18 protein-coding genes are annotated in these 20,656 nt (G+C 70.0%); 6 read left to right on the forward strand and 12 right to left on the reverse strand.

Annotated elements, in window-relative coordinates:
• Window positions 1-33: 33 nt before the first annotated feature.
• Genes ACIBZJ_RS25245 through ACIBZJ_RS25255 form a run of 3 tightly spaced genes read right to left on the reverse strand, consistent with a single transcriptional unit; the run spans window position 34 to window position 2,853 of the window.
• A complete protein-coding gene (locus ACIBZJ_RS25245; protein ID WP_395933590.1) occupies window positions 34-1,440 on the reverse strand; it encodes a purine-cytosine permease family protein in 1,407 nt (468 codons plus the stop codon).
• A 13-nt stretch (window positions 1,441-1,453) separates the two neighbouring features.
• Window positions 1,454-2,386, reverse strand: a complete 933-nt coding sequence (locus tag ACIBZJ_RS25250) for an isopenicillin N synthase family dioxygenase (RefSeq protein WP_395933592.1) — start codon at window positions 2,384-2,386, stop codon at window positions 1,454-1,456.
• Complete coding sequence (locus tag ACIBZJ_RS25255; protein ID WP_395933594.1) at window positions 2,383-2,853, reverse strand: nucleoside deaminase; 471 nt, start codon at window positions 2,851-2,853, stop codon at window positions 2,383-2,385. The genes ACIBZJ_RS25250 and ACIBZJ_RS25255 overlap by 4 nt, the downstream gene beginning before the upstream one ends.
• A 95-nt stretch (window positions 2,854-2,948) precedes the next feature.
• On the opposite strand from ACIBZJ_RS25255, the gene ACIBZJ_RS25260 reads away from it, so the two are divergent.
• Window positions 2,949-3,824, forward strand: a complete 876-nt coding sequence (locus ACIBZJ_RS25260) for a PucR family transcriptional regulator ligand-binding domain-containing protein (RefSeq protein ID WP_395933596.1) — start codon at window positions 2,949-2,951, stop codon at window positions 3,822-3,824.
• Between the two features lie 701 nt (window positions 3,825-4,525).
• Window positions 4,526-4,729 (forward strand): helix-turn-helix domain-containing protein, encoded by a 204-nt coding sequence (locus ACIBZJ_RS25265; protein WP_395934104.1) that lies wholly within the window; start codon window positions 4,526-4,528, stop codon window positions 4,727-4,729.
• Here the strand turns inward: ACIBZJ_RS25265 and ACIBZJ_RS25270 are convergent.
• On the reverse strand, window positions 4,710-5,708 hold the full coding sequence (locus tag ACIBZJ_RS25270) for a TerC family protein (RefSeq protein ID WP_395933598.1): 999 nt from the start codon (window positions 5,706-5,708) through the stop codon (window positions 4,710-4,712). The genes ACIBZJ_RS25265 and ACIBZJ_RS25270 overlap by 20 nt on opposite strands.
• Window positions 5,709-5,808: 100 nt before the next feature.
• The gene (locus ACIBZJ_RS25275; RefSeq protein ID WP_395933600.1) at window positions 5,809-6,777 is read right to left on the reverse strand and encodes a TerC family protein; all 969 of its coding nucleotides are present in this window, start codon (window positions 6,775-6,777) and stop codon (window positions 5,809-5,811) included.
• 418 nt (window positions 6,778-7,195) lie between these two features.
• Between ACIBZJ_RS25275 and ACIBZJ_RS25280 the strand changes: the two genes are divergently transcribed.
• Window positions 7,196-7,492, forward strand: a complete 297-nt coding sequence (locus tag ACIBZJ_RS25280; protein ID WP_395933602.1) for an antibiotic biosynthesis monooxygenase family protein — start codon at window positions 7,196-7,198, stop codon at window positions 7,490-7,492.
• 262 nt (window positions 7,493-7,754) lie between these two features.
• Here ACIBZJ_RS25280 and ACIBZJ_RS25285 read toward each other — a convergent pair whose 3' ends face one another.
• The 3 genes from ACIBZJ_RS25285 to ACIBZJ_RS25295 form a co-directional block, all read right to left on the reverse strand.
• Window positions 7,755-8,960 (reverse strand): cellulase family glycosylhydrolase, encoded by a 1,206-nt coding sequence (locus ACIBZJ_RS25285; protein ID WP_395933604.1) that lies wholly within the window; start codon window positions 8,958-8,960, stop codon window positions 7,755-7,757.
• 478 nt (window positions 8,961-9,438) lie between these two features.
• Entirely contained in the window at window positions 9,439-11,625 is a 2,187-nt protein-coding gene (gene uvrB / locus ACIBZJ_RS25290; RefSeq protein WP_395933606.1) for an excinuclease ABC subunit UvrB, read from the reverse strand.
• A complete protein-coding gene (locus tag ACIBZJ_RS25295; protein ID WP_395933608.1) occupies window positions 11,622-12,125 on the reverse strand; it encodes a GbsR/MarR family transcriptional regulator in 504 nt (167 codons plus the stop codon). Before ACIBZJ_RS25295 ends, uvrB begins: the two co-directional genes overlap by 4 nt.
• Before the next feature lie 62 nt (window positions 12,126-12,187).
• Here ACIBZJ_RS25295 and ACIBZJ_RS25300 point away from each other — a divergent pair, with 62 nt between their 5' ends.
• Complete coding sequence (locus ACIBZJ_RS25300) at window positions 12,188-13,078, forward strand: ATP-binding cassette domain-containing protein (protein ID WP_395933610.1); 891 nt, start codon at window positions 12,188-12,190, stop codon at window positions 13,076-13,078.
• Window positions 13,075-14,745, forward strand: a complete 1,671-nt coding sequence (locus tag ACIBZJ_RS25305) for an ABC transporter permease (protein WP_395933612.1) — start codon at window positions 13,075-13,077, stop codon at window positions 14,743-14,745. Before ACIBZJ_RS25300 ends, ACIBZJ_RS25305 begins: the two co-directional genes overlap by 4 nt.
• Here the strand turns inward: ACIBZJ_RS25305 and coaE are convergent.
• From coaE to rpsA, 3 genes are read right to left on the reverse strand one after another with little or no spacing between them, the layout of a single operon-like run.
• The gene (gene coaE, locus ACIBZJ_RS25310) at window positions 14,742-15,716 is read right to left on the reverse strand and encodes a dephospho-CoA kinase (protein WP_395933614.1); all 975 of its coding nucleotides are present in this window, start codon (window positions 15,714-15,716) and stop codon (window positions 14,742-14,744) included. The two genes, ACIBZJ_RS25305 and coaE, sit on opposite strands and share 4 nt — an antisense overlap.
• 28 nt (window positions 15,717-15,744) lie before the next feature.
• Complete coding sequence (locus ACIBZJ_RS25315; RefSeq protein WP_395933616.1) at window positions 15,745-16,704, reverse strand: hypothetical protein; 960 nt, start codon at window positions 16,702-16,704, stop codon at window positions 15,745-15,747.
• A 44-nt stretch (window positions 16,705-16,748) separates the two neighbouring features.
• On the reverse strand, window positions 16,749-18,263 hold the full coding sequence (rpsA, locus tag ACIBZJ_RS25320) for a 30S ribosomal protein S1 (RefSeq protein WP_395933618.1): 1,515 nt from the start codon (window positions 18,261-18,263) through the stop codon (window positions 16,749-16,751).
• Between the two features lie 366 nt (window positions 18,264-18,629).
• Between rpsA and ACIBZJ_RS25325 the strand changes: the two genes are divergently transcribed.
• Window positions 18,630-19,502: a class I SAM-dependent methyltransferase gene (locus ACIBZJ_RS25325; protein WP_395933620.1), complete on the forward strand. Its 873-nt coding sequence runs from the start codon at window positions 18,630-18,632 to the stop codon at window positions 19,500-19,502.
• A gap of 73 nt (window positions 19,503-19,575) precedes the next feature.
• On the opposite strand, the gene ACIBZJ_RS25330 is transcribed toward ACIBZJ_RS25325, so the two are convergent.
• Window positions 19,576-20,544: a DUF3068 domain-containing protein gene (locus ACIBZJ_RS25330; RefSeq protein WP_395933622.1), complete on the reverse strand. Its 969-nt coding sequence runs from the start codon at window positions 20,542-20,544 to the stop codon at window positions 19,576-19,578.
• Window positions 20,545-20,656: the final 112 nt, after the last annotated feature.

Below are 20,656 nucleotides of genomic sequence, written 5' to 3' on the forward strand. Positions count from 1 at the left end.
GCTCGCACCTGGTGACACCATATGTACCAAAAGTTACTTGTGTGACCTAATGACGGGTACCCGGATCGCGAAGTAGACGACGGCAGCGAGCAGGAACCCGACGATCGGCGTGATGTCGCCGATGCCGGGATTCGACTCGGCCACCACTCCGGTGTACTGCTCCTGGTTCGAGAACAGCCGGATCGAGACGACCAGCCCGACCACCATGGCGATCGGCCCGGCCCAGTTCGTGTACCGCCGGTCGTAGAGCACCGGCGCGACCAGCGACCCGTCGGTGTCCTTCCGCCGGAGCCAGATGTCGACGAGCACGATCCCGAGCCACGGGGCGATCCAATACCCGATCACCAGGAGGAAGTTCTCGTACTTGTGCCCGGCGTCGTCGAGGCCGGAGAGCGCCACCAGGAACCCGATGACGCCGAACGTGAGGGCGACCAGGGCCCGGCGCAGGTGGGCGGGCAGCTTCACACCCATCGTCAGGAACGACATCGACCCCGAATAGATGTTCAGCACGTTGGCCGACACGCCGCCGATCGCGATCGCCAGCAACGTCAGGTTCGCCAGCAGCGACGGCATCGTGTCGACGAACGCGGTCGTCGGGTTGTCGGAGGCCGGCGGACCGATCGTGACCGACGCCGCGCCGACGATCTGCAGCACGGTGCAGGAGACGAAGATCCCGGCACCGGCGAACAAGCCGACCGCGCGCTTGCTCGTCTCCGGGGCCAGGTAGCGGGTGTAGTCCGAGGCGTAAGGATTCCAGCCCGACCCGTACCCGAACACCGCCGCGAGCGTGAGGAAGAACCCGCCGGCCGTGCCGACGTGCGGGATGCCCGCACCGGCCGGCGCGCCCGGGTGGGACTTGCTCAGCACGACGATCGCGCCGATCACGAAGACCACGGTCAGTACCGGGAACACCCACCGCTCGAACGAGTGGACGAAGTTGTGCCCGAAGAACGCGATCGCGACCTGGGCCAGCACCACGATCACCAGGCAGAGCCACTTCGGCGCGCCGGTTAGCGAGTTCAGCGCGAACGTGGCGCTGACGCTGTTGACCGCGAACCACCCGATGCCGGCCGTCACGGCCAGGAAGCCGGCCGGCAGCAGGTTGCCCCAGAACCCGAACGCCGCCCGGGAGAGCACCATCTCCGGGACGCCGTGCACCGGCCCGCGCGCCGATAACACCCCGTGCGCGATCGACGAGAGCGCGTTGCCCAGGACGATCGCGAGCACGGCCTGCCAGAACGTCAGGCCGAAAACGAGCGTGGCCAGCACACCCAGGTAGATCGTCGCGAATTCCAGGTTCGGGGACGCCCAGGTCCAGAACAGGCCGAGCGGGCGTCCGTGCCGGTCGGACGGCGGGATCTTCTCGATGCCGCCGGGTTCGACGGCGACGACCTTGGTGCCGTACTCACCCTCGCGAAGCGGTTCGACGTCTACAGCCATGCTGACCTCCGTATTAGCCGATGGTGATGGCATCCAGCCGTTCTCGAATGAAGTCACCACTGATCACCGGCGCGTGCGGCGTTCGGCCGATCGGGGGTTCGAGCGTCTCCACGACCGCGTCGTGGTTCGCCTCGTAGAAGTAGACGAGCGACACCAGGTCCTCGTCCGGGGCGTCGGCCTGCGGCGGCAGCACCCGGTGGCGCGCGGAGAGCCAGCGGTCCCCGGTCCAGCGGGCGAGCAGGTCACCGACGTTGATCGTGAACGCGTCCGGGTCGTACGGCGCGTCTTCCCAGACCTCGTCGGCGGTGAAGACCTGCAGGCCACCGCTGCCGTACTCGCGGTCGAGCAGCGTGAGCGTCCCGAAGTCGGTGTGCGGACCGATCCGGTACTGGCCCTCTTCCGGCTCACCGACCACACCCATCGGCGGGTACCAGTTGAGGTTCAGCGTCCAGGTGGGGTGGTCGGTGGTCGGGACGAAGAAGTCGTCCGGAAGGCCCAGGGCCTCTGCGCACACCTGGAGCAGCCGGTCGGCGAGCGTGCGCATCGCGGCCGAATAGACGCTCAGCGTCTCGTGCAGCGACGGCACCTCGGCCGGCCAGACGTTCGGGAGGAACCAGGCGTCGTCGACGGCCGGGTCGCCGACGCGCTGGTCGGCGCCGATCGCGAACGTCTCCTTCAGATCCGGCGGCGTCTCGGTGCCCTCCGCGTAACCGTTTGCCTCGACGCCGGTGGGCAACCAGCCGCGACCGCCGACGGTGGCGGCGTACCGCCGCTTCGCCGCCTCGGGCAGAGCGAAAAACTCCCGGGAGGCCGTGCGCACCGCGGCCCGCAGTTCCGCGGGTACGCCGTGGCCGGTGACCAGCATGAAGCCGGATCGCTGCAGGGCTTCGTCGACTCTTCTGGCGACCGAGGCGCGGTCGTCGCGCAGGTCGATGGACGTGATCATGTGGCCTCGATTTCGCTGACCTCGACACCGATGTCTTCGGCCCAGAGCTCTGGGCGGGCCCGGATGAAGTCGGTCATCAGCCCGATGCACTCGGGGTCGTCGAGCAGGGTCACGGTCACACCGTGCTCGGCCAGCCAGTCGTGCCCGCCGGAGAACGTCTTCGCCTCACCGATCACCACGTGCCCGATCCCGAACTGCCGGACCAGCCCCGAGCAGTACCAGCAGGGCGAGAGCGTGGTCACCATGATCGTGTCGCGGTAGATCGGACGCCGCCCGGCGTTCCGGAACGCGGCCGTCTCCGCGTGCAGCGAGGGGTCGCCGTCCTGCACCCGGCGGTTGTGACCGCGGCCGAGCAGCGTGCCCTCGGCGTCGAAGAGCGCGGCGCCGATCGGAACACCGCCCTCGGCGAGTCCGGCTCGGGCTTCCTCGATCGCGACGGCCAGCAATGCGGCGGGCTGGATGGTCATGCCCTCTAGGGTGCGCCCGGGTATCACACCGGGACAACTGACGCCGCGTCCATACTGACGGGGCCGTTGACTGACATCTCGTACCGGAGGGTTCATTGCTGACGCTGGCCGAGGTGCTCCAGTTCGAGGCGGTCCGGGACGCCCGGCCCGAGGTGCTCACCGGCCACGACGTGCTCGACCGCCCGGTCCGCTGGGTGCACTCCAGCGAGATCTACGAGATCGGTCCGTTGCTCTCCGGCGGAGAACTGCTGCTCACCACCGGTCTCGGCCTGGCCGGCAGTGACGCGGGCGCCCGGCGGCACTACGTCCGCGAGCTCACCGACGCCGGGGTCAGCGCGCTCGCGCTCGAACTCGGCCGCAGCTTCCCCGACATCCCGCCCGAACTGGTCGACGAGGCCGCCCGGCGCCACCTCCCGCTGATCGCGCTGCACGCGGTCGTGCCGTTCATCCGGATGTGCGAGGCGGCGAACACCGCGATCGTCGACGAGGCGGCCCGGCGTCTGCGGCTAGGCGACCGGGTGACCCGGGCACTGAACGACGCGTTGATCTCCGGTGCCGGCGTGGCCGGGCTGCTGCGTACCGCAGCCGACGTGGCCGGCGCCGCGGTGGTGCTCACGACCGCGAGCGGGGCGCTCGTGGCCTCGTACGGCGTCCCGGACGACCACGCCGCCTGGCGCGCGGTGGATTCGGCCGCGGCCGGTTCGGAGGTGATCGTGCACGGCCGGTCCTGGGGAAGCTGGTGGCCGCGCCGGGCTCCCCGCTCCCGCCGGAGGACCTGGCCGCGACCGTCGAGCGGACCGCGACCGCGCTCGCGCTGGAGATTTTGCGCACCGGTGACCCGCCGACCGAGCGCGAGCGGCACGCCGCCGCGTTCCTCTCCGACCTGGTCAGCGGTGCGGCGCCCGCGTCGGCCGAGACCGTCGTCCGGACCGGCCTCGCGGGCTTCCGCCCGCCGCCGGGGCGGCTGCTGATCGGCGTCGCGGTCGACGCGCCGGAGACGCGCCCGGCGATCACGCTGATCGACCAGGCGGCCCGCTTGCTGGGCACGTCCGCGCTGCGCGCGCGGGTCCGCGAATCGGTGCTGGCGCTGGTGGTCACGCCCGAGGCCGCGGATCCGGTCGGCGCGGTCGAAACTGCTTTCGCGGACGCCGGCCGGCGATCGGGAGCCCCGCAGGTCACCGTTGCGCTGGGCTACCCGGTGGGCGGGAGCGTTCCGGCCGGCGGAGCAGGCCGCGCCGCCTCTCGCGGCGGCCCCCGGGCCGTTTCCGGCGGCGGGGCCGGGAGCGCCTCCGGCGGCGGGAGCACCTCTCGCGGCGGGGGCGCCTCCGGGGCCGGGAGCGCCTCGGGAGGGAGCGCCTCGGGACGGGGCATCTCGGGAGGCGGGAGCGCCTCCGGGGGCGGGAGCGCCTCCGGGGGCGGGAGCGCCTCCGGGGGCGGGACGGGGGCTTGGGCGTCTTCGCTGGAGCATGCCCGGGCGGCTTTGGCACTGGCGCTGGTCCGGACCGAGCGGGGAGCCGCGCGGCCGGGCAGCCGGCCGGTGGTGGTCTCCGCCCGCACACTCGCGCTGGAACTCGAGCTCAGCCGGGGCGCCGACCCCGGCCGGCTGGACGCGTTCGTCGAACGGACGATCGGGCCCTTGGTCGCCTGGGACCAGCGCCACCGCACCGGGCTGGTGCGAACGCTGGAGCTCTACCTCCGCCACGGCGCCAGCGCGACCAAGACCGCCGACGCGCTGCACCTGCGTCGTCAGTCGCTGTACCAGCGCCTGGAACGCATCGAGACGCTGCTGGGCCACTCCCCGGCCGCGCCGGACCTCTACCCGGCTCTGCTCGCGGCCTGCGTCGTGGCCGCCGCGGTCACCGCTCCGCGGTCGTGAGTTCCCGGTCGCGGGCCGGCCGGCGCGACCGCCACAGGCTCGCCAGCGTCGTCACGGCCAGCGTCCCGATGATCACCACCAACGAGAGCCAGATGGGCACCTCAGGCACCCAGCTGACCTCGTGACCGCCGTTGATGAACGGCAGCGTGTTCTCGTGCAGCGCTTCGAGGATCAGCTTCACCCCGATGAACGCCAGGATGAACGCGAGGCCGACCGAGAGGTAGACCAGCCGGTCGAGCAAGCCGCCGAGCAGGAAGTACAGCTGCCGGAGCCCCATCAGCGCGAACACGTTCGCGGTGAAGATCAGGAACGGCTCCCGGGTGAGGCCGAAGATCGCCGGGATCGAGTCGAACGCGAACAGCAGGTCGGTGGTGCCGATCGCGATCAGCACGACGACCATCGGCGTCCAGAGCCGCTTGCCGTTCTGATGCGTGCGCAGCTTGCCGTCGCCGAAGTCCTTCGAGATCGGCAGCAGCCGCCGGGACCACCGGATGAGCGCGTTCTCCTTGAAATCCTCTTCCTCCTCGTGGTGGAACGCGAGGTTCCATGCCGTGTACAGGAGGAAGCCGCCGAACAGGAAGAACACCCAGATGAAGCGCTCGATCGCGGCGGCACCGGCGGCGATGAACAGGCCGCGCAGCACCAGCGCCAGGATGATGCCGATCAGCAGCACCTTCTGCTGGAACACCCGGGGCACCTTGAACCGGCTCATGATCACGAGGAACACGAACAGGTTGTCGACCGAGAGGCTGTACTCGGTCAGCCAGCCCGCGTAGAACTCGCCCGCGTACCGTCCGCCGGCCAGCCACCAGATGCCGAGGCCGAAGATCAGCGCGATGCCGACGTAGCCCACGACGCCGAGCGTGCTCTCCCGGATCGACGGCTCGTGCGGCCGCCGACCGATCACCCAGACGTCGAAAGCCAGCAGAACGAAGAGCGTGCCCAGCACGCCCCATTCCAGCCAGGGGGACAGATCCACCGGTCAGGCCTCTCTTTGACTGGCGCATACATACCCAGAAGCCGACACCCGGATTACATGGTGCGACAGATTCATCGCCGAGTGTCGCGAGATGCTCTGTTTACCCACGATCTGGTCCCACACTCTGGGCAATTCCGGCTCTCCGCGTCGCTCTGAGGCTCGTCACCGTGGTCACGGCCAGCACGAGGATCACGACCGCCAGCGAGACGGCGGTCGGGATCTCGGGTACCCACGACCACACCGTGTGCGCGTAGTGGAGGATCAGCTTGACGCCGATGAAGGCGAGCACGATCGCGAGACCGAAGTGCAGGTGCACCAGCCGGTCGAGCAGGCCGATCAGCAGGAAGTACAGCGCACGCAGCCCGAGCAGCGCGAACGCGTTCGCGGTGAAGACGATGTACGGGCTCTCGGTCACCCCGAACACCGCCGGGATCGAGTCGAGCGCGAACACCAGGTCGACCGACAGGATCGTGACGACCACGACCAGCAGTGGGGTGGCCAGGCGCTTCCCGTCGCGCTTCACGGTCAGCGCGCTGTTCTCAGGGAAGTCGTCGGTCACCGGGATGACGCGGCGCAGCATGCGCACCGCGCGGCTGTCGCCGACGTTCGGCTGCTCACCGTGCGAACGCACCAGCTTGATCGCGGTGTAGATCAGGAACGCACCGAAGATCACGAACGTGAACGCGAACCGCTGGATGGCGGCGGCGCCGACCGCGATGAAGATCGCCCGCATGACCAGCGCGCCGAGAATGCCGATCAGCAGCACTTTCTGCTGATGCTTGTCGGGCACGCCGAACGTCGACAGGATCACCGCGAACACGAACAGGTTGTCGACCGAGAGGCTCTTCTCGATCAGCCAGCCGGCGAAGAACTCGGTGCCCGGCTCCGCGCCGGAGAACACCAGGATGAGTACGCCGAAGACGATCGACGCCGCGATGTAGATGACCGACCAGGTGGTGGCCTCGCGGAACCCGACGTGGTGGGGGCGCCGCGCATGCCAGATGTCGATGGCGACGAGTGCCAACAGGCCCGCGATGGTCGCGGCCCATACCCACAACGAAACAGTCATGACTCTCCCGGATCACGCGCAGCATTACGTGTCCGAGGTCTCGCTACCCGCCGAAACGGGCCGATGCCCGGGGTTTCGCAGCGGAAGATCGTTCCGCGCTAGCCGTATTGACCGGGTACACCGTGGGGCTACTCCCCTCGTCGATTTCCCATAGTAGGGCGCCAGAGCGCGCGCGCAACCGCAGGGTCGGCAAGAGTCGTGGATAACTCACCTGGTGAAACGGGCATTCATCCCGCCTTCACGGCATCTGTCACGCCGGTGGTGGCGGAGTGTGATCAACGTCCAAGCGTCTTGACTCCGATGCTAAATCATTTCGGGCGCGAAAGTTGCAGATAGCGCGATGCTCAGCGGAATTTTCTGGCCGCATTCTCCGACCCCGGGCGCCGGGTCTTCGACGAGTGCTGGCAGGCTCCCGGGCATGGTGCTGGAAGTTGCGCTCATCGATGTAGCGCCGGGTCAGGAATCGGACTTCGCGACGGCCTACCGCTCGGCGGTGAAGGAGCTGATCGGCGTCGAGGGGTGCCGATCGGTCCGGATGACCCAGGGCATCGAGACCCCGAGCCGGTTCGTGCTGCTCGTCGAGTGGGACTCGGTGGAGGCGCACGAACAGAATTTCCGGGCTACCGAGCGGTTCGCGCGCTGGCGGGCGGCGATCGGGCCGTACTTCGCCGGGCCGCCACACGTCGAGCACTTCACCGACGTCGAGACCGAATAAGGCCTGAAGCCCGGCCGTCAGGACGCCCGGCCGTCAGGACGCCCGGCCGTCAGGACGCCCGGAGTTCGGACGGCGGGGATGCCGGTGGCCGGACGGCGGGGATGACCGCGTTCGGACGGCGGGAATGACCGGTGGCCGGACGGCGGGAATGACCGGCGGCCAGACGGCGGGCGGGAGGTCGGCGCGGGCGGCCGGCGCGGGCGGCCGGCGCGGCGCGCAGGAAGGCCGGCCGCTAGGGGTTAGCGGCCGGCCCTGAGGGGTCCTACAGCTTCTGCAACGATCCGAACGCCTGACGGATGTTGGAGAGCGCAACGAGCTGAGGCTTCGCCGTGCCGTCCGACTCCATGATCCGGAAGCCGTACTGGTGGCCGAGGCTGTCGGACGGCGTCTTGTACCCGCAGTACGTGACGGCCAGCTTCACCTGGGGCCACTGCTGCCAGGCCAGGTAGTACGCCCGCGAGACGTAGGACGCCGAGGTCTGCTCGTCCGGCACCCCGTACAGCCACACCTGACCGGCCGGGACGGCGTCGTTCGAGTGCACGCTGAAGCCGAACTCGGTCCACCAGATCGGCTTGGCCGAGTCGCCGTTCTGCGCCATCACGGCGATGATCGCGGGCATGTTCGTCATACGGGCCTTGCCGGTGATGTCGGTCGACTCCGGCGGCTTGGTCTGGTTGCCCTGGTAGGGGTGGACGCCCATGATGTCGAAATTGCCCTTGGCGCCGGCCGCGTAGCAGTCACGGATGAACACGTCGTCGGTCTGGCACGGCCCGGCGAAGATCACCGGCAGTGACGAGCGTCCGGCCTTGATCGCCGCGTAGGAGGCCTTGAGAAGGGCGACGTAACGCGCGGTGCGCTGCCCGGAGTCGCTGATCTGCGTGAAGTCGGGCAGGTTCGGCTCGTTCCAGACCTCGATCGCGAGGATCTTGGAGCCGTAGGTCGACGCGAAGAACGTCAGCCACGGCTTGATGCTGTTGGGGTCGGTCGGGTACTGCTTCACCTCGCTGCCGGTGTTCGGGCGGCTCCAGGCCGGCGACTGGTGCACGGTCACGAAGACCTGCATGCCGCGCGAGCGCGCCTCGTCGAGCACCGTGTTGACGCGCTGGTGGTACCACTGGCTCGCCGTCGGTGCGGCGTTCGTCGGCTGCGCGGACGACCAGCCCACGTCGAGCCGGAGCACCTGGACGCCCTTCGACGAGAGCGTGTCGAGGTGCTTGTAGAACATCGTGTTCGGCGTGGTGCCGTTCCAGTACATGTCCCACGTGCCGTGGAACTGGACGCCGATCGCCGGCGGTGCGGCGTTCTGCGCGACGGCGGCGTCGCCGGAGACCTCTTCGGCCTGGCCCGAGAAGCCCTCGGACGACTCCGAGCGCGGGTCGCGGCCGAAGTCCAGGTCACTAAGCAGGGCGGCGCCGGCGACAGCGGGTACGGCTACGGCAACGGCGCCGAGCAGTTTACGACGATCCATCGTCAGTTCCTCCCGTAAGAACAATCCGTGTTCTGACGAGAGACATATCGGAGGCGACTGGTTACGCGCCGAGTGTCGTCCAGGAGCCGATCGGGTGCGAGCCCTCGATGCTCGCGGCCGCACCGCCCCCGCTCCCCAGCCGGCCGCGAGTACGGCAGGCCTCGCCCGCAAGACACCCACGCCGAGCACAGAGCCACCCGACAACGAATGCCGCCCGGAAGACGCGCGCACCGAGCGCGAGGCCGCACGCCCCCGAAAGCCAGAGCAGCGAAACGCACGCCGCTCGGCGGATGTCCTGCGCCGGGGCCGGAGCCCCCGCGGAACCGGGGGCCGAATCGGCGGAGCGCACCACGCCCGACGGATACCCACGCCGAGTCCGGAGCCCGCAGAGCCGGACGCCGGGGGGCGACGCACGGCCGACGCCGACCGGGCCAAAGCACGCCCACCGAGCTCGAGCCCGCACGCCCGCGGGCGCGACCTACTTGACGCCTGCGGCGTCCATTCCCCGGAGCTCCCTCTTCAGCTCACCGATCTCGTCGCGCAACCGGGCCGCCAGCTCGAACTGCAACTCGCGCGCCGCGGCCAGCATCTGGTCGTTGAGCTGCTGGATCAGATCGGCGAGGTCAGCCCTCGCCATGCCCTCGCGGCGCGCACCGACCCCGACCGTCGTCGACTTCGACTTCAGGCCAGGCACCGGCGACTTCCCCCGCGACTGCTGCCTCCCCGACCCACCGATCAACTCACCGCTCTCGTTGTCGGCGGCCTCGCGGTAGATGTCGTCGAGGATGTCGACGATCTTCTTGCGCAGCGGCTGGGGATCGACGCCCCGCTCGGTGTTGTACGCGATCTGCTTCTCGCGCCGCCGGTTGGTCTCTTCGATCGCCCGGCTCATCGACGGCGTGATCTGGTCGGCGTACATGTGCACCTGGCCGGACACGTTCCGGGCGGCGCGGCCGATCGTCTGCACCAGTGAGGTCTCGCTGCGCAGGAAGCCTTCCTTGTCGGCATCGAGAATGGACACCAGGCTGACCTCGGGCAGGTCGAGACCCTCGCGCAGCAGGTTGATGCCCACGAGCACGTCGAAATCGCCCTTCCGCAGCTCGCGCAGCAGCTCGACCCGGCGCAGCGTGTCTACCTCGGAGTGCAGGTACCGCACCCGGATGCCGAGTTCCAGCAGGTAGTCGGTGAGGTCTTCGGCCATCTTCTTGGTGAGCGTCGTGACCAGCACCCGCTCGTCGCGCTCGGCGCGCAGGCGGATCTCGTGCACCAGGTCGTCGATCTGGCCCTTGGTGGGCTTGACCAGCACCTCCGGGTCGACGAGGCCGGTCGGGCGGATGATCTGCTCGACGAACTCGCCCTTCGACCGGCCCAGCTCGTACTTGCCCGGCGTCGCGGACAGGTAGACGGTCTGGCCGACGCGGTCCTGGAACTCCTCCCACCGCAGCGGCCGGTTGTCCATCGCGCTGGGCAGCCGGAAACCGAAGTCGACCAGCGTCCGCTTGCGGGACATGTCGCCCTCGTACATGCCGCCGATCTGCGGCACGGTGCCGTGCGACTCGTCGATGACCAGCAGGAAATCGTCGGGGAAGTAGTCGATCAGGCAGAAGCCGGGCGAGCCGGGCTCACGGCCGTCCATGTGCCGGGAGTAGTTCTCGATACCGGAGCAGAAGCCGACCTGGCGCATCATCTCGATGTCGTAGGCCGTCCGCATCCGGAGCCGCTGCGCCTCGAGCAGTTTGTTCTGCCGCTCGAGCTCGGCCAGCCGCTCTTCCAGCTCGGCCTCGATGCCGCGGATCGCCCGTTCCATCCGCTCCGGACCGGCCACGTAGTGGGTGGCCGGGAAGACGTGCAGCTCGGTCTCTTCGTTGACGACCTCGCCGGTGAGCGGATTGAGGTGGTAGAGCCTCTCGATCTCGTCGCCGAACATCTCGATGCGCACCGCGAGCTCGTCGTAGGCCGGGATGACCTCGACCGTGTCACCGCGGACCCGGAACGTGCCCCGGGTGAAGTTCAGGTCGTTGCGCGTGTACTGGACGTCGACCAGCCAGCGGAGCAGCTTCTCACGCTCGATCTCCTGCCCGACCTTCAGCGGGATCGACCGGTCGATGTACTCCTGCGGGGTGCCGAGGCCGTAGATGCAGGACACGGTGGCGACCACGATCGTGTCGCGCCGGGTGAGCAGCGACATCGTGGCCGAGTGCCGGAGCCGCTCGACCTCCTCGTTGACCGACGAGTCTTTCTCGATGTACGTGTCGGTCTGCGGGACGTACGCCTCGGGCTGGTAGTAGTCGTAGTACGAGACGAAGTACTCGACCGCGTTGTTCGGGAGCAGCTCGCGGAACTCGTTCGCCAGCTGGGCGGCGAGCGTCTTGTTCGGCGCGATGACCAGCGCCGGCCGCTGGAGCCGCTCGATCAGCCACGCCGTCGTCGCGGACTTACCGGTACCGGTGGCACCGAGCAGCACGACGTCGTTCTCGCCCGCCCTGACCCGGCGCTCCAGCTCGTCGATCGCGGCCGGCTGGTCTCCGGCCGGCTCGTATTCGCTGATCACCTCGAACCGGCCCGGACGTCGGACGATCGCGGTCGTCGCGCCATGAGCGACGGCGTCGCCGCGCAGGCCCTCGGGAGCGTTCGGACCGGACGCGGGACGGGTGGACTGGCTCATGATTCAACGGTACGTCGGGGGTCCGACAGTTCGGCCCGGCGCGAATCCCGGGCCTTCTCCCACCGCGGCAGCATGTCCTGCACCTCGGACGACATGAACGCGTAGAAGTCACGCATCTCCCCCAGCCGGTGCCCGGCCACCGTGTCGGCGCCGACCGCCTCCACCCCGTCGGCGGCCAGGTTGATGACCTCCCCCATCAGCACGTTGTACTTGTGCATCACCGAGTCGTACCAGCCGTTGTCGGCGATCCGGTAGTGATCACGACGGCTGCCCGGCGCCGGGACCCGCTCGACCAGCCCGATCGTCGTCAGGGTCTTGATCGCACCGGAGATCGCGCCGGCGCTGGCCTGCAGCGTCTCGGCCAGCTCGGGCATCGTGGTCGTCGGTTCCTCGGTCACCACCAGCGCGGCGTAGACCCTGGCGACCATCCGCTGGAGCCCCATGCTCGTCATGAGCAGCGCGAACCGCTCCCGGTACTCCACGCGGAGATCCTCGTTCATGCCAGGGCACTCTACCCTGTTCAATCTTCACAAAGTTGTGAAGACTCGCTAGCGTCAGAACAATGAACGCCAATGCGATCGAACTCGACGGGATCGTGAAAAAGTTCGGGCCGGTCCGCGCACTCGACGGACTCGGCCTCACGGTCCGCACCGGTGAGGTCCACGGGTTCCTCGGCCCCAACGGCGCGGGCAAGACCACGACGATCCGCGTCCTGCTCGGCCTGCTCCGGGCGGACGCGGGGACGGCCCGCCTCCTCGGCGGCGAGCCCTGGCGGGACGCCGTCTCCCTGCACCGGCGGCTGGCCTTCGTGCCCGGCGACGTCAATCTCTGGCCCAATCTCTCCGGCGGCGAGGCGATCGATCTGCTCGGCCGGGTGCGGGGCGGCCTCGACCAGGGCCGCCGCAAGGACCTGCTCGACCGATTCGAGCTCGACCCCCGCAAGAAAGGCCGTGCCTACTCCAAGGGCAACCGCCAGAAAGTCGCGCTCGTCGCCGCCCTCGCCTCCGATGTGGAGCTGCTGATCCTCGACGAGCCGACCTCGGGCCTCGACCCGCTGATGGAAGCCGTTTTCCAGGACTGCATCACCGAGGAGCGCACCGCCGGACGTACCGTGCTGCTCTCCAGCCACATCCTGGCCGAGGCCGAGAAGCTCTGCGACCGGGTCAGCATCATCCGCGGCGGCCGCACGGTGGAGACCGGCACGCTCTCCGAGCTGCGCCACCTCACCCGGACGTCGATCGACGCCGAGCTCGAGCGGCCACCGACCGGCCTCGACGCCCTGCCCGGCGTGCACGACCTGACCGTGACCCACGCGACCGTCCGCTGCCAGGTCGATCAGCCGCAGCTCGGCGCGCTGCTCCGCCGGCTCGACGACTACGGCGTCCGCAGCCTGGTGAGCCGCCCGCCCACGCTGGAGGAACTGTTCCTCCGGCACTACTCGGAGGCGTCATGACCTCCGTCCTGGAGCGGCCCACCGCGGCCCCGGCCCGCCGCGACCGCGACGGCCTCACCGGTACCGGCTCGCTGCTCCGGCTCGCTCTGCGCCGCGACCGCATCCGTGCGACGGTCTGGACGGCCGGGGTGCTGGCCTTCGTCTACAGCCAGGCCGCCAGCATGTATCAGCTCTACCCGGCCCAGGCCGACCTCGATCGGCTGGCCGCCACGTACCAGAACAATCCCAACCCGGGCATCGCCGCGATCACCGGGCCGCCGGTCGCGCTGAACACCTACGGGGGCGCCACCGCCTGGCAGGTCGTGGTCTTCGAGACGACGATCCTCGCGCTGATGAGCTACCTGCTCGTCGTCCGGCACACCCGGGCCGAGGAGGAGGCCGGGCGCTCCGACCTCCTCGACGCCGGTCCGGTCGGCCGCCACGCCCGGCTCGCCGCCGCGCTGCTCTACGTCGGACTGCTCAACGGCGTCATCGCGCTGCTGAGCGTGGCCGCGCTGATCGCTACCGGCCTACCCGCGGCCGGGTCGATCGCGATGGCGGTCGCCTGCGGCAGCACCGGTCTCGTCTTCGCCGCGGTCGGCGCGCTGACCGCGCAGCTCACCGAACACGCGCGTCCGGCGAGCGGTCTGGCCGGGGCGCTGCTCGGCGCCGCGTTCCTCCTCCGCGCGGCCGGCGACACCGCGTCCGTCGACGGGCACGGATCGGGGAGCGGATCCGCGCTGATCTGGCTGTCGCCGATCGGCTGGACCGAACAGGTCCGTGCGTACGCGGGCAACCGCTGGTGGGTGCTGCTCGTCCCGGCCGGGGTGACTCTGGTCCTGCTGGCCGCGGTGTTCGCGCTGCGGTCGCGCCGGGACGCCGGGGCCGGCCTGCTGGCCGCGCGGCTCGGCCCGGCGTCCGCGCCGCCCTCGCTGCGCGGCCCGGTCGGGCTGGCCTGGCGACTGCACCGCGGCAGCATCCTCGGCTGGGCGGTCGGCACCGCGATCGCCGGAGCGGTGTTCGGCGGCCTGGCGCCCGACATCGTCACCGCGGCCGAGGGCGATTCCGCCACCGCGGACGCGCTGACCACGTACTCCGGCGCCTCCGGCGACCTGGCCGACGTCTACCTGGCGATCGTGTTCCTGCTGGTCGGCATGGTCGTGGCCGGGTTCGCCGTGCAGGCGGTGCTGCGGGCACTGACCGAGGAGACCGAGTTCCGGGCCGAGCCGCTGCTGGCCGCCGCCGTCTCCCGGCTGCGCTGGGCGTCCGGCCACGTGCTCGCCGCCGTGCTCGGACCGGTGGCGATCCTGGCCGCCGCCGGGTTCGCGTCGGGCGTCGCGTATGCCGTCCGTACCGGTGATCACGGCGCGATCGGCCGGCTGCTCGGGACCGCGCTCGGCCAGCTCCCCGCCGTCTGGGTGCTCGCCGGCGTCGCGGTGGCCCTGTTCGGGCTACGGCCGCGCTGGACCGCGGCCGCCTGGGGTGGGTTGCTGCTCTCGGTCGTGATCACCCAGTTCGGTCCGCTGCTGCGGCTCGACTCCTGGGTGCGGGACCTGTCGCCGTTCGGCCACCTGCCTCTACTACCGGCAGCGGACGCCACACCCGCGCCGTATCTGTGGCTGGTGGCGGTCGCCGCGGCCTCGACCGCCGCGGGCCTGGCCGGCCTGCGCCGGCGCGATATCCGCTAAGCGCCCACGTCGAAGAACAGGCGGCCGGGCGCCCCCGGATCCGCGGAGTGGGCGACGGCACCGTCCGGGTAGGGCTGCACGATCCAGCCGGAACCGGCCAGCGCCGCCGTCGCCGACCGCACCGCTTCGGCGTCCGGAAGAGTCGCTCGCAGGTCCAGCACGCCCGGCTGGCCCGGGCCGGAGTCGACCGGCAGATCCGGCCGGTGCAGCCGGGCCCGCAATCGGGCCGCGGCCCGGCCGAACTCTCCGGCCGCCGACGCATCCGGGGTGCCCGCCCCGGCCAGCAGGGGCGCGAACGCGGCCCGGCCCGACACCAGCGGGTCGGTCGCCACCGGGCTCGCCGGCAGCGGCGCCGGGGTGTGCCGGGCCAGGTTGCTCGCGTACGGGACCAGCCGTTCCGTCCAGAGCTCGCCCACCGCGGTCCGGAGGTCCTCCGGGGAACCCGCGTTGTCGAGCAGCACGTCGCCGGCGGCCACCCGCTGTTCGTCGGTGGCCTGGACGCCGATCCGGGCCCGGGCGTCCTCGAGCGGCATGCCGCGCAGCTCGGTCAACCGCCGGAGCCGGACTTCCTCCGGCGCCATCACGACCACGACCAGGTGGAAACCCGCCCCGGAGTTCCCCTCGACGATCAGCGGGATGTCGTGCACGACCACGCCGTCCGGCGGCGCCGCCTCGGCCCGCTCCGCGGTCAGCGCACCGATCAGCGGATGCGTGATGCCGTTGAGCGTCTTCAACGCCTCGGCGTCGGCGAACACGATCGCGCCGAGCTTGGGCCGGTCGAGGCGGCCCTCCGCGGTCAGCACGTCCGCGCCGAATGCCTCGACGATCGCGGCCAGGCCCGGCGTCCCGGGCTCGACGACCTCGCGGGCCAGCCGGTCGGCGTCGATCACCACCGCGCCGAATCCGGCGAGCGCGGACGCCGCCGCGCTCTTCCCCGCGCCGATTCCGCCGGTGAGTCCGATCCGCAGCATGTGCCCATCCTGGCAATCGGGGCCCGGCTCAGGAAGGGACCCCACCCGACCAGATCGAGATCGGACCCGGCGCGGCCGGCGCCCCGAACGCCCACACCCGGCCGGCCCGCTCCACGTCCCGGGCGAACAGCACACCGCGTTCCTGCCGGTCGACGAAGAACCAGGCGCTCCCGGCGTCGAGATACACGCCGTACCGGTGCGCGGCGCCGTCGTCCACCGGGGCCGTACCGTCCGGACCGAACACGTCGAAAGCGCCGAGCGTGAACACCGGCTTCACCCGCGCGGGGATCTCGACCTCGACGTAGGAGCCGGGCGGCACCGCCGCACCGGCCGGAAGGGGCCGGCCGGCGGACGCGCCCACCCGCGGCGGCGGCCGCGCGTCCGCCGGCTCGACGCTGGCCAGCGTCGCCTGCCAGCGGAGCGGTCCGTCGGGCGGCAGCGCCAGGTAGAGCGCGGTGTCGTCGGACGCCGGAGCGGTCACGACGAACGTCCGGGTCAGCCGGTGCCAGGCCCGGTCGGAGAAGCCGCCGCGGACCGTCGCCGTCGTCGGCCTGTGCCGGCCGGCACCGTTCGCGACCTGCAGCGTCACCGGACGTCCGGACGCGTTCAGGTCGCGGACCCACAGCTGCATCCGGTACACGCCGCCGACCCGGAAGAACCGCTCCGGGTCGGCCAGCCCGGCCAGTGCGAACGCCCACGGCCCACTGCTGCCGGAGCGCGCGAACTCGACCCCGGTGTCGACGCGCCGCGGGCCGCCGGTGAGGCCGGTGCGGCGGACCATCGTCACCGGGTCGCCCGCGGACGCCACCGTCCACCCGGTCAGGTCGGACGACACGCGCCCGTCGAGCACGGCCTCACCGGGCGGACGATCGGGCACGCCCGACGACAGCATGACCACGAGCCCGGCCACGCACAGCGTCACCCAGATCGCGGCCAGCAGGACGGCCCGCCCGACAACCCGAAGGGGGTGCCCCGCGGAACGGGACACCCCCTCGGGTGATGCCGGCGGGCGTCTGGACGCCCGCCCGGTGCTCAGCTGCGGCCGCCGGCCAGCTTCTCGCGAAGCGCGGCGAGCGCCTCGTCGGTTGCCAGCGTGCCGGTCGCCGCGGAGTCGTCACGGCTGGTGCTGCTCGTGCTACTGCTGCTGCTCGCCGCGCCGCCACCGGTGGTGGTGGAGGAGTCGGACGAGTACGAGGTCTCCTCGGCAGCGTTCGCCTCGGCCGCGCGGGCCTCGGTGATCTGCTTCTGGTGGGCCTCGAAGCGGGTCTGCGCCTCGCTGTACTGGCGCTCCCACTCCTCACGCTGCTTCTCGTAGCCCTCGAGCCAGTCGTTCGTCTCGGGGTCGAAGCCGTCCGGGTACACGTAGTTGCCGGACTCGTCGTACGTGGCCGCCATGCCGTACTGGGTCGGGTCGAACGAGTCGGGGTCGACGACACCCTCGTTCGCCTGCTTCAGCGACAGCGAGATACGACGACGCTCGAGGTCGATGTCGATGACCTTGACCATGATCTCGTCGCCGACGTTGACGACCTGCTCCGGGATCTCCACGTGACGCTCGGCCAGCTCGGAGATGTGAACCAGACCCTCTATGCCCTCGTCCACGCGGACGAACGCACCGAACGGCACCAGCTTGGTGACCCGGCCGGGGACGACCTGGCCGATCTGGTGCGTGCGGGCGAACTGACGCCACGGGTCTTCCTGCGTGGCCTTCAGCGACAGTGAGACACGCTCACGGTCGAGGTCGACGTCGAGAACCTCGACCTCGACCTCCTGGCCCACCTCGACGACCTCGGACGGGTGGTCGATGTGCTTCCAGGAGAGCTCGGAGACGTGGACCAGACCGTCGACGCCGCCCAGGTCGACGAACGCACCGAAGTTGACGATCGACGAGACGACGCCCTTGCGGACCTGGCCCTTCTGCAGCTTGTTGAGGAACTCGCTGCGGACCTCGGACTGGGTCTGCTCCAGCCACTGGCGGCGGGACAGAACCACGTTGTTGCGGTTCTTGTCGAGCTCGATGATCTTCGCCTCGAGCTCGCGGCCCACGTACGGCTGCAGGTCGCGGACCCGGCGCATCTCCACCAGAGAGGCGGGGAGGAAGCCACGGAGGCCGATGTCGAGGATGAGACCACCCTTGACGACCTCGATGACCGTGCCGGTGACGACGCCGTCCTCGTCCTTGATCTTCTCGATCGTGCCCCAGGCCCGCTCGTACTGAGCGCGCTTCTTGGAGAGGATCAGGCGGCCTTCCTTGTCCTCCTTCTGGAGGACAAGCGCCTCGACGTGGTCACCCACGGAGACGACCTCGGCCGGATCGACGTCGTGCTTGATCGACAACTCGCGCGAGGGAATGACGCCCTCGGTCTTGTAGCCGATGTCGAGCAGGACCTCGTCACGGTCGACCTTGACGATCGTGCCCTCGACGATGTCGCCGTCGTTGAAGTACTTGATGGTCTCGTCGATAGCGGCGAGGAAGGCCTCTTCCGAACCGATGTCGTTGACCGCTACCTGCGGGGTGGTCGGCTGGGCCTCGGTGCTGCTCGTCATGTGGGCGGTTGCTCCGGATTGGGACATTGGGTCGTACCGTGCGTCGTGGGCCCGCCGCGGACGCGGGCTGAAACACTCCAGTCACACCCCGGGTGGCAACTCGGGCGCGACTCGGACTCAGACCCGATCACGCATACGGCTGCGAGCCTGCTCCCTACTGAGGCACGGTCAGCCCATAACGCGTTCTCCAGACTACCGTGCAGGCGGGCTTAAGGTCCAACGCGAGGTACCCCCTACCTCAACCGGCGCTCGGACACTCTCTCCCGACCCGGTCACCGACGGGTTTTTCCGCCTCCCGTAAGCGGAATTCCGGGTATGACGGGTCCGAAATTTCGACGCGCCGCGTCGAATCGGCAGACTGGTCCGGTGGAGAACACTACGGACACGGGCTCCGACGACGCGGAGTTCATCGACGGTGGGCACGTGAGTGCGGTCAAGGCGCTCGGCACGACCGGCATCGTCCACCGGCCGGTCGGCCCGGCCGAGAGCCGCTCGGCGAGCCGGCTCTGGTGGGACGCCGACGCCGACGACTACCAGGCCTCGCACGGCGAGTTCCTCGGCGACGTCCGGTTCCGGTGGTGCCCGGAGGGTCTGATCGAGTCCGAGGCCGGGCTGCTCGGCCCGGTCGAGGGCCGGGACGTCCTCGAGGTCGGCTGCGGGGCCGCGTCCTGCTCCCGATGGCTCGTCACCCAGGGCGCCCGGCCGGTCGCGCTCGACCTGTCCGCCGGGATGCTGCGCCACGCCCGCGAGGCGAACGACCGCTCCGGGGTACCGGTCCCGCTGGTCCTCGCGGACGCGGCCGAGCTCCCGTTCCCGGACGGCCGCTTCGACCTCGCCTGCTCCGCGTTCGGCGCGGTCCCGTTCGTCGACGACTCGGCCGCGGTGATGCGTGAGGTGCACCGGGTCCTGCGTCCCGGCGGGCGCTGGGTGTTCGCCACCACGCACCCGCTGCGCTGGGCGTTCCCGGACGACCCGGGCCCGGAGGGCCTGACCGTCTACCACTCCTACTTCGATCGGACGCCCTACGCCGAGTTCGACGACACCGGGCGGGCGACGTACGTGGAGCACCACCGGACGCTGGGCGACCGCGTCCGGGAGTTGGTGGGGGCCGGCTTCGAGCTGGTGGACCTGATCGAGCCGGAGTGGCCGGAAGGCCACCAGGAGGTATGGGGGCAGTGGAGCCCGCTGCGTGGCGGGCTCGTTCCCGGCACCGCGATTTACGTCTGTCGCAGAGACTAATTCAGAACAAATGGCGGCCCCCGGAGCCGGGGGCCGCCACTGTTTTGTCAGACTTGCCGGTACGTATCCGTACCTAGGAGTTGACCGGCGTACGCGTGTCCGTCGGCTTCACCGGACGGAACGACGATTTGTCGGTGCCGCCCCGGCGCAGGGCCAGGAACAGCCCCACCACGATCAGGATCACGCCGAGAACACCGACGACGATCGGCGCGATGATCGTCACGAGGTTGATCTGCGAGATCGTGTCCTTGGCCAGGCTGACCCCCTCGTCGACGGTCTGCTCGTCGAACGTCAGCGTGGCGGAGAACAGCGTCAGCTTGTCGGCGCCCGAAGCGTCCCGCAGCGTCTGGTTCTGCTTCTCCTGGCCCTTGATGATGATGCCGGTCTTGGGCTCGACCCACACCGTCCGCGTGTTGCTGTAGAAACGCGGCGCGTTCACGTCGGGCTCGGTGCTCCCGACCAGGTCACCGGGCACGTCGAGCTCGCCGATCTGGGTGGCCGGGATCTCCATCTGGTACTTGTACGTCTCGAGGCCGTTGATCTTCTCGGTCGTGACGTACTTGGCCTCGTAGGCCTTACGGGTCGTCGTGTCGAAGTACTGGTAGGACTTCTTCTCCGAGTTGAACGGCCACTTGTAGACCAGGCCCTCGTGCCGGGTGGGCTGGTCGTCCACCGCCGCGTCGAAGCCGTCCTGCGACTCCGCGGTCCGGCGGTCGAGGCCGACGCGGTCGCTGGAGAACGTGATCTGGCTGTTGTTACGGCTGTCTTCGAGCACCAGGAACTCGTCGAAGACGACGACGCCGTCGGTGCTCTTCTCGGGATCAGCGCGGACCGTGCGGGTGGCTTCGACCGGAACGTTCGGCTTCACCGACAGGCTGGGCACGTCGAAGACCGTTGCGTTGTCCGACGTGGCGACGCTGACCGTGTACTGGTCGAGCGGTGTTTTCACTAAGTTCGACGCCACGTAGGTGGGCAACAGGATCGCCGCCACCACCAAAAATGTTCCGAGTGCCAAAACCACGGCACCCACGACACGACGCATGAGGTTCCTCCCAGGAGACCTGCACTTCAAAGCTTTCCCCGAGCGATCCCGGAGAGGTTACCAGTGAGTAAACTCGGCGGGGGCGCATTCTCCAGGGTTCCCTCGAAGCAGT

The organism is Cryptosporangium sp. NPDC051539 (assembly GCF_044454545.1).
Classification (GTDB): Bacteria; Actinomycetota; Actinomycetes; order Mycobacteriales; family Cryptosporangiaceae; genus Cryptosporangium.

Coding starts and splice junctions, on each gene's coding strand:
- ACIBZJ_RS25245 (WP_395933590.1), bottom strand. CDS start 1,440: ATGGCTGTAGACGTCGAACCGCTTCGCGAGGGTGAGTACGGCACCAAG.
- ACIBZJ_RS25250 (WP_395933592.1), bottom strand. CDS start 2,386: ATGATCACGTCCATCGACCTGCGCGACGACCGCGCCTCGGTCGCCAGA.
- ACIBZJ_RS25255 (WP_395933594.1), bottom strand. CDS start 2,853: ATGACCATCCAGCCCGCCGCATTGCTGGCCGTCGCGATCGAGGAAGCC.
- ACIBZJ_RS25275 (WP_395933600.1), bottom strand. CDS start 6,777: ATGACTGTTTCGTTGTGGGTATGGGCCGCGACCATCGCGGGCCTGTTG.
- ACIBZJ_RS25280 (WP_395933602.1), top strand. CDS start 7,196: ATGGTGCTGGAAGTTGCGCTCATCGATGTAGCGCCGGGTCAGGAATCG.
- ACIBZJ_RS25285 (WP_395933604.1), bottom strand. CDS start 8,960: ATGGATCGTCGTAAACTGCTCGGCGCCGTTGCCGTAGCCGTACCCGCT.
- uvrB (WP_395933606.1), bottom strand. CDS start 11,625: ATGAGCCAGTCCACCCGTCCCGCGTCCGGTCCGAACGCTCCCGAGGGC.
- ACIBZJ_RS25295 (WP_395933608.1), bottom strand. CDS start 12,125: ATGAACGAGGATCTCCGCGTGGAGTACCGGGAGCGGTTCGCGCTGCTC.
- ACIBZJ_RS25300 (WP_395933610.1), top strand. CDS start 12,188: ATGAACGCCAATGCGATCGAACTCGACGGGATCGTGAAAAAGTTCGGG.
- ACIBZJ_RS25305 (WP_395933612.1), top strand. CDS start 13,075: ATGACCTCCGTCCTGGAGCGGCCCACCGCGGCCCCGGCCCGCCGCGAC.
- coaE (WP_395933614.1), bottom strand. CDS start 15,716: ATGCTGCGGATCGGACTCACCGGCGGAATCGGCGCGGGGAAGAGCGCG.
- rpsA (WP_395933618.1), bottom strand. CDS start 18,263: ATGACGAGCAGCACCGAGGCCCAGCCGACCACCCCGCAGGTAGCGGTC.
- ACIBZJ_RS25330 (WP_395933622.1), bottom strand. CDS start 20,544: ATGCGTCGTGTCGTGGGTGCCGTGGTTTTGGCACTCGGAACATTTTTG.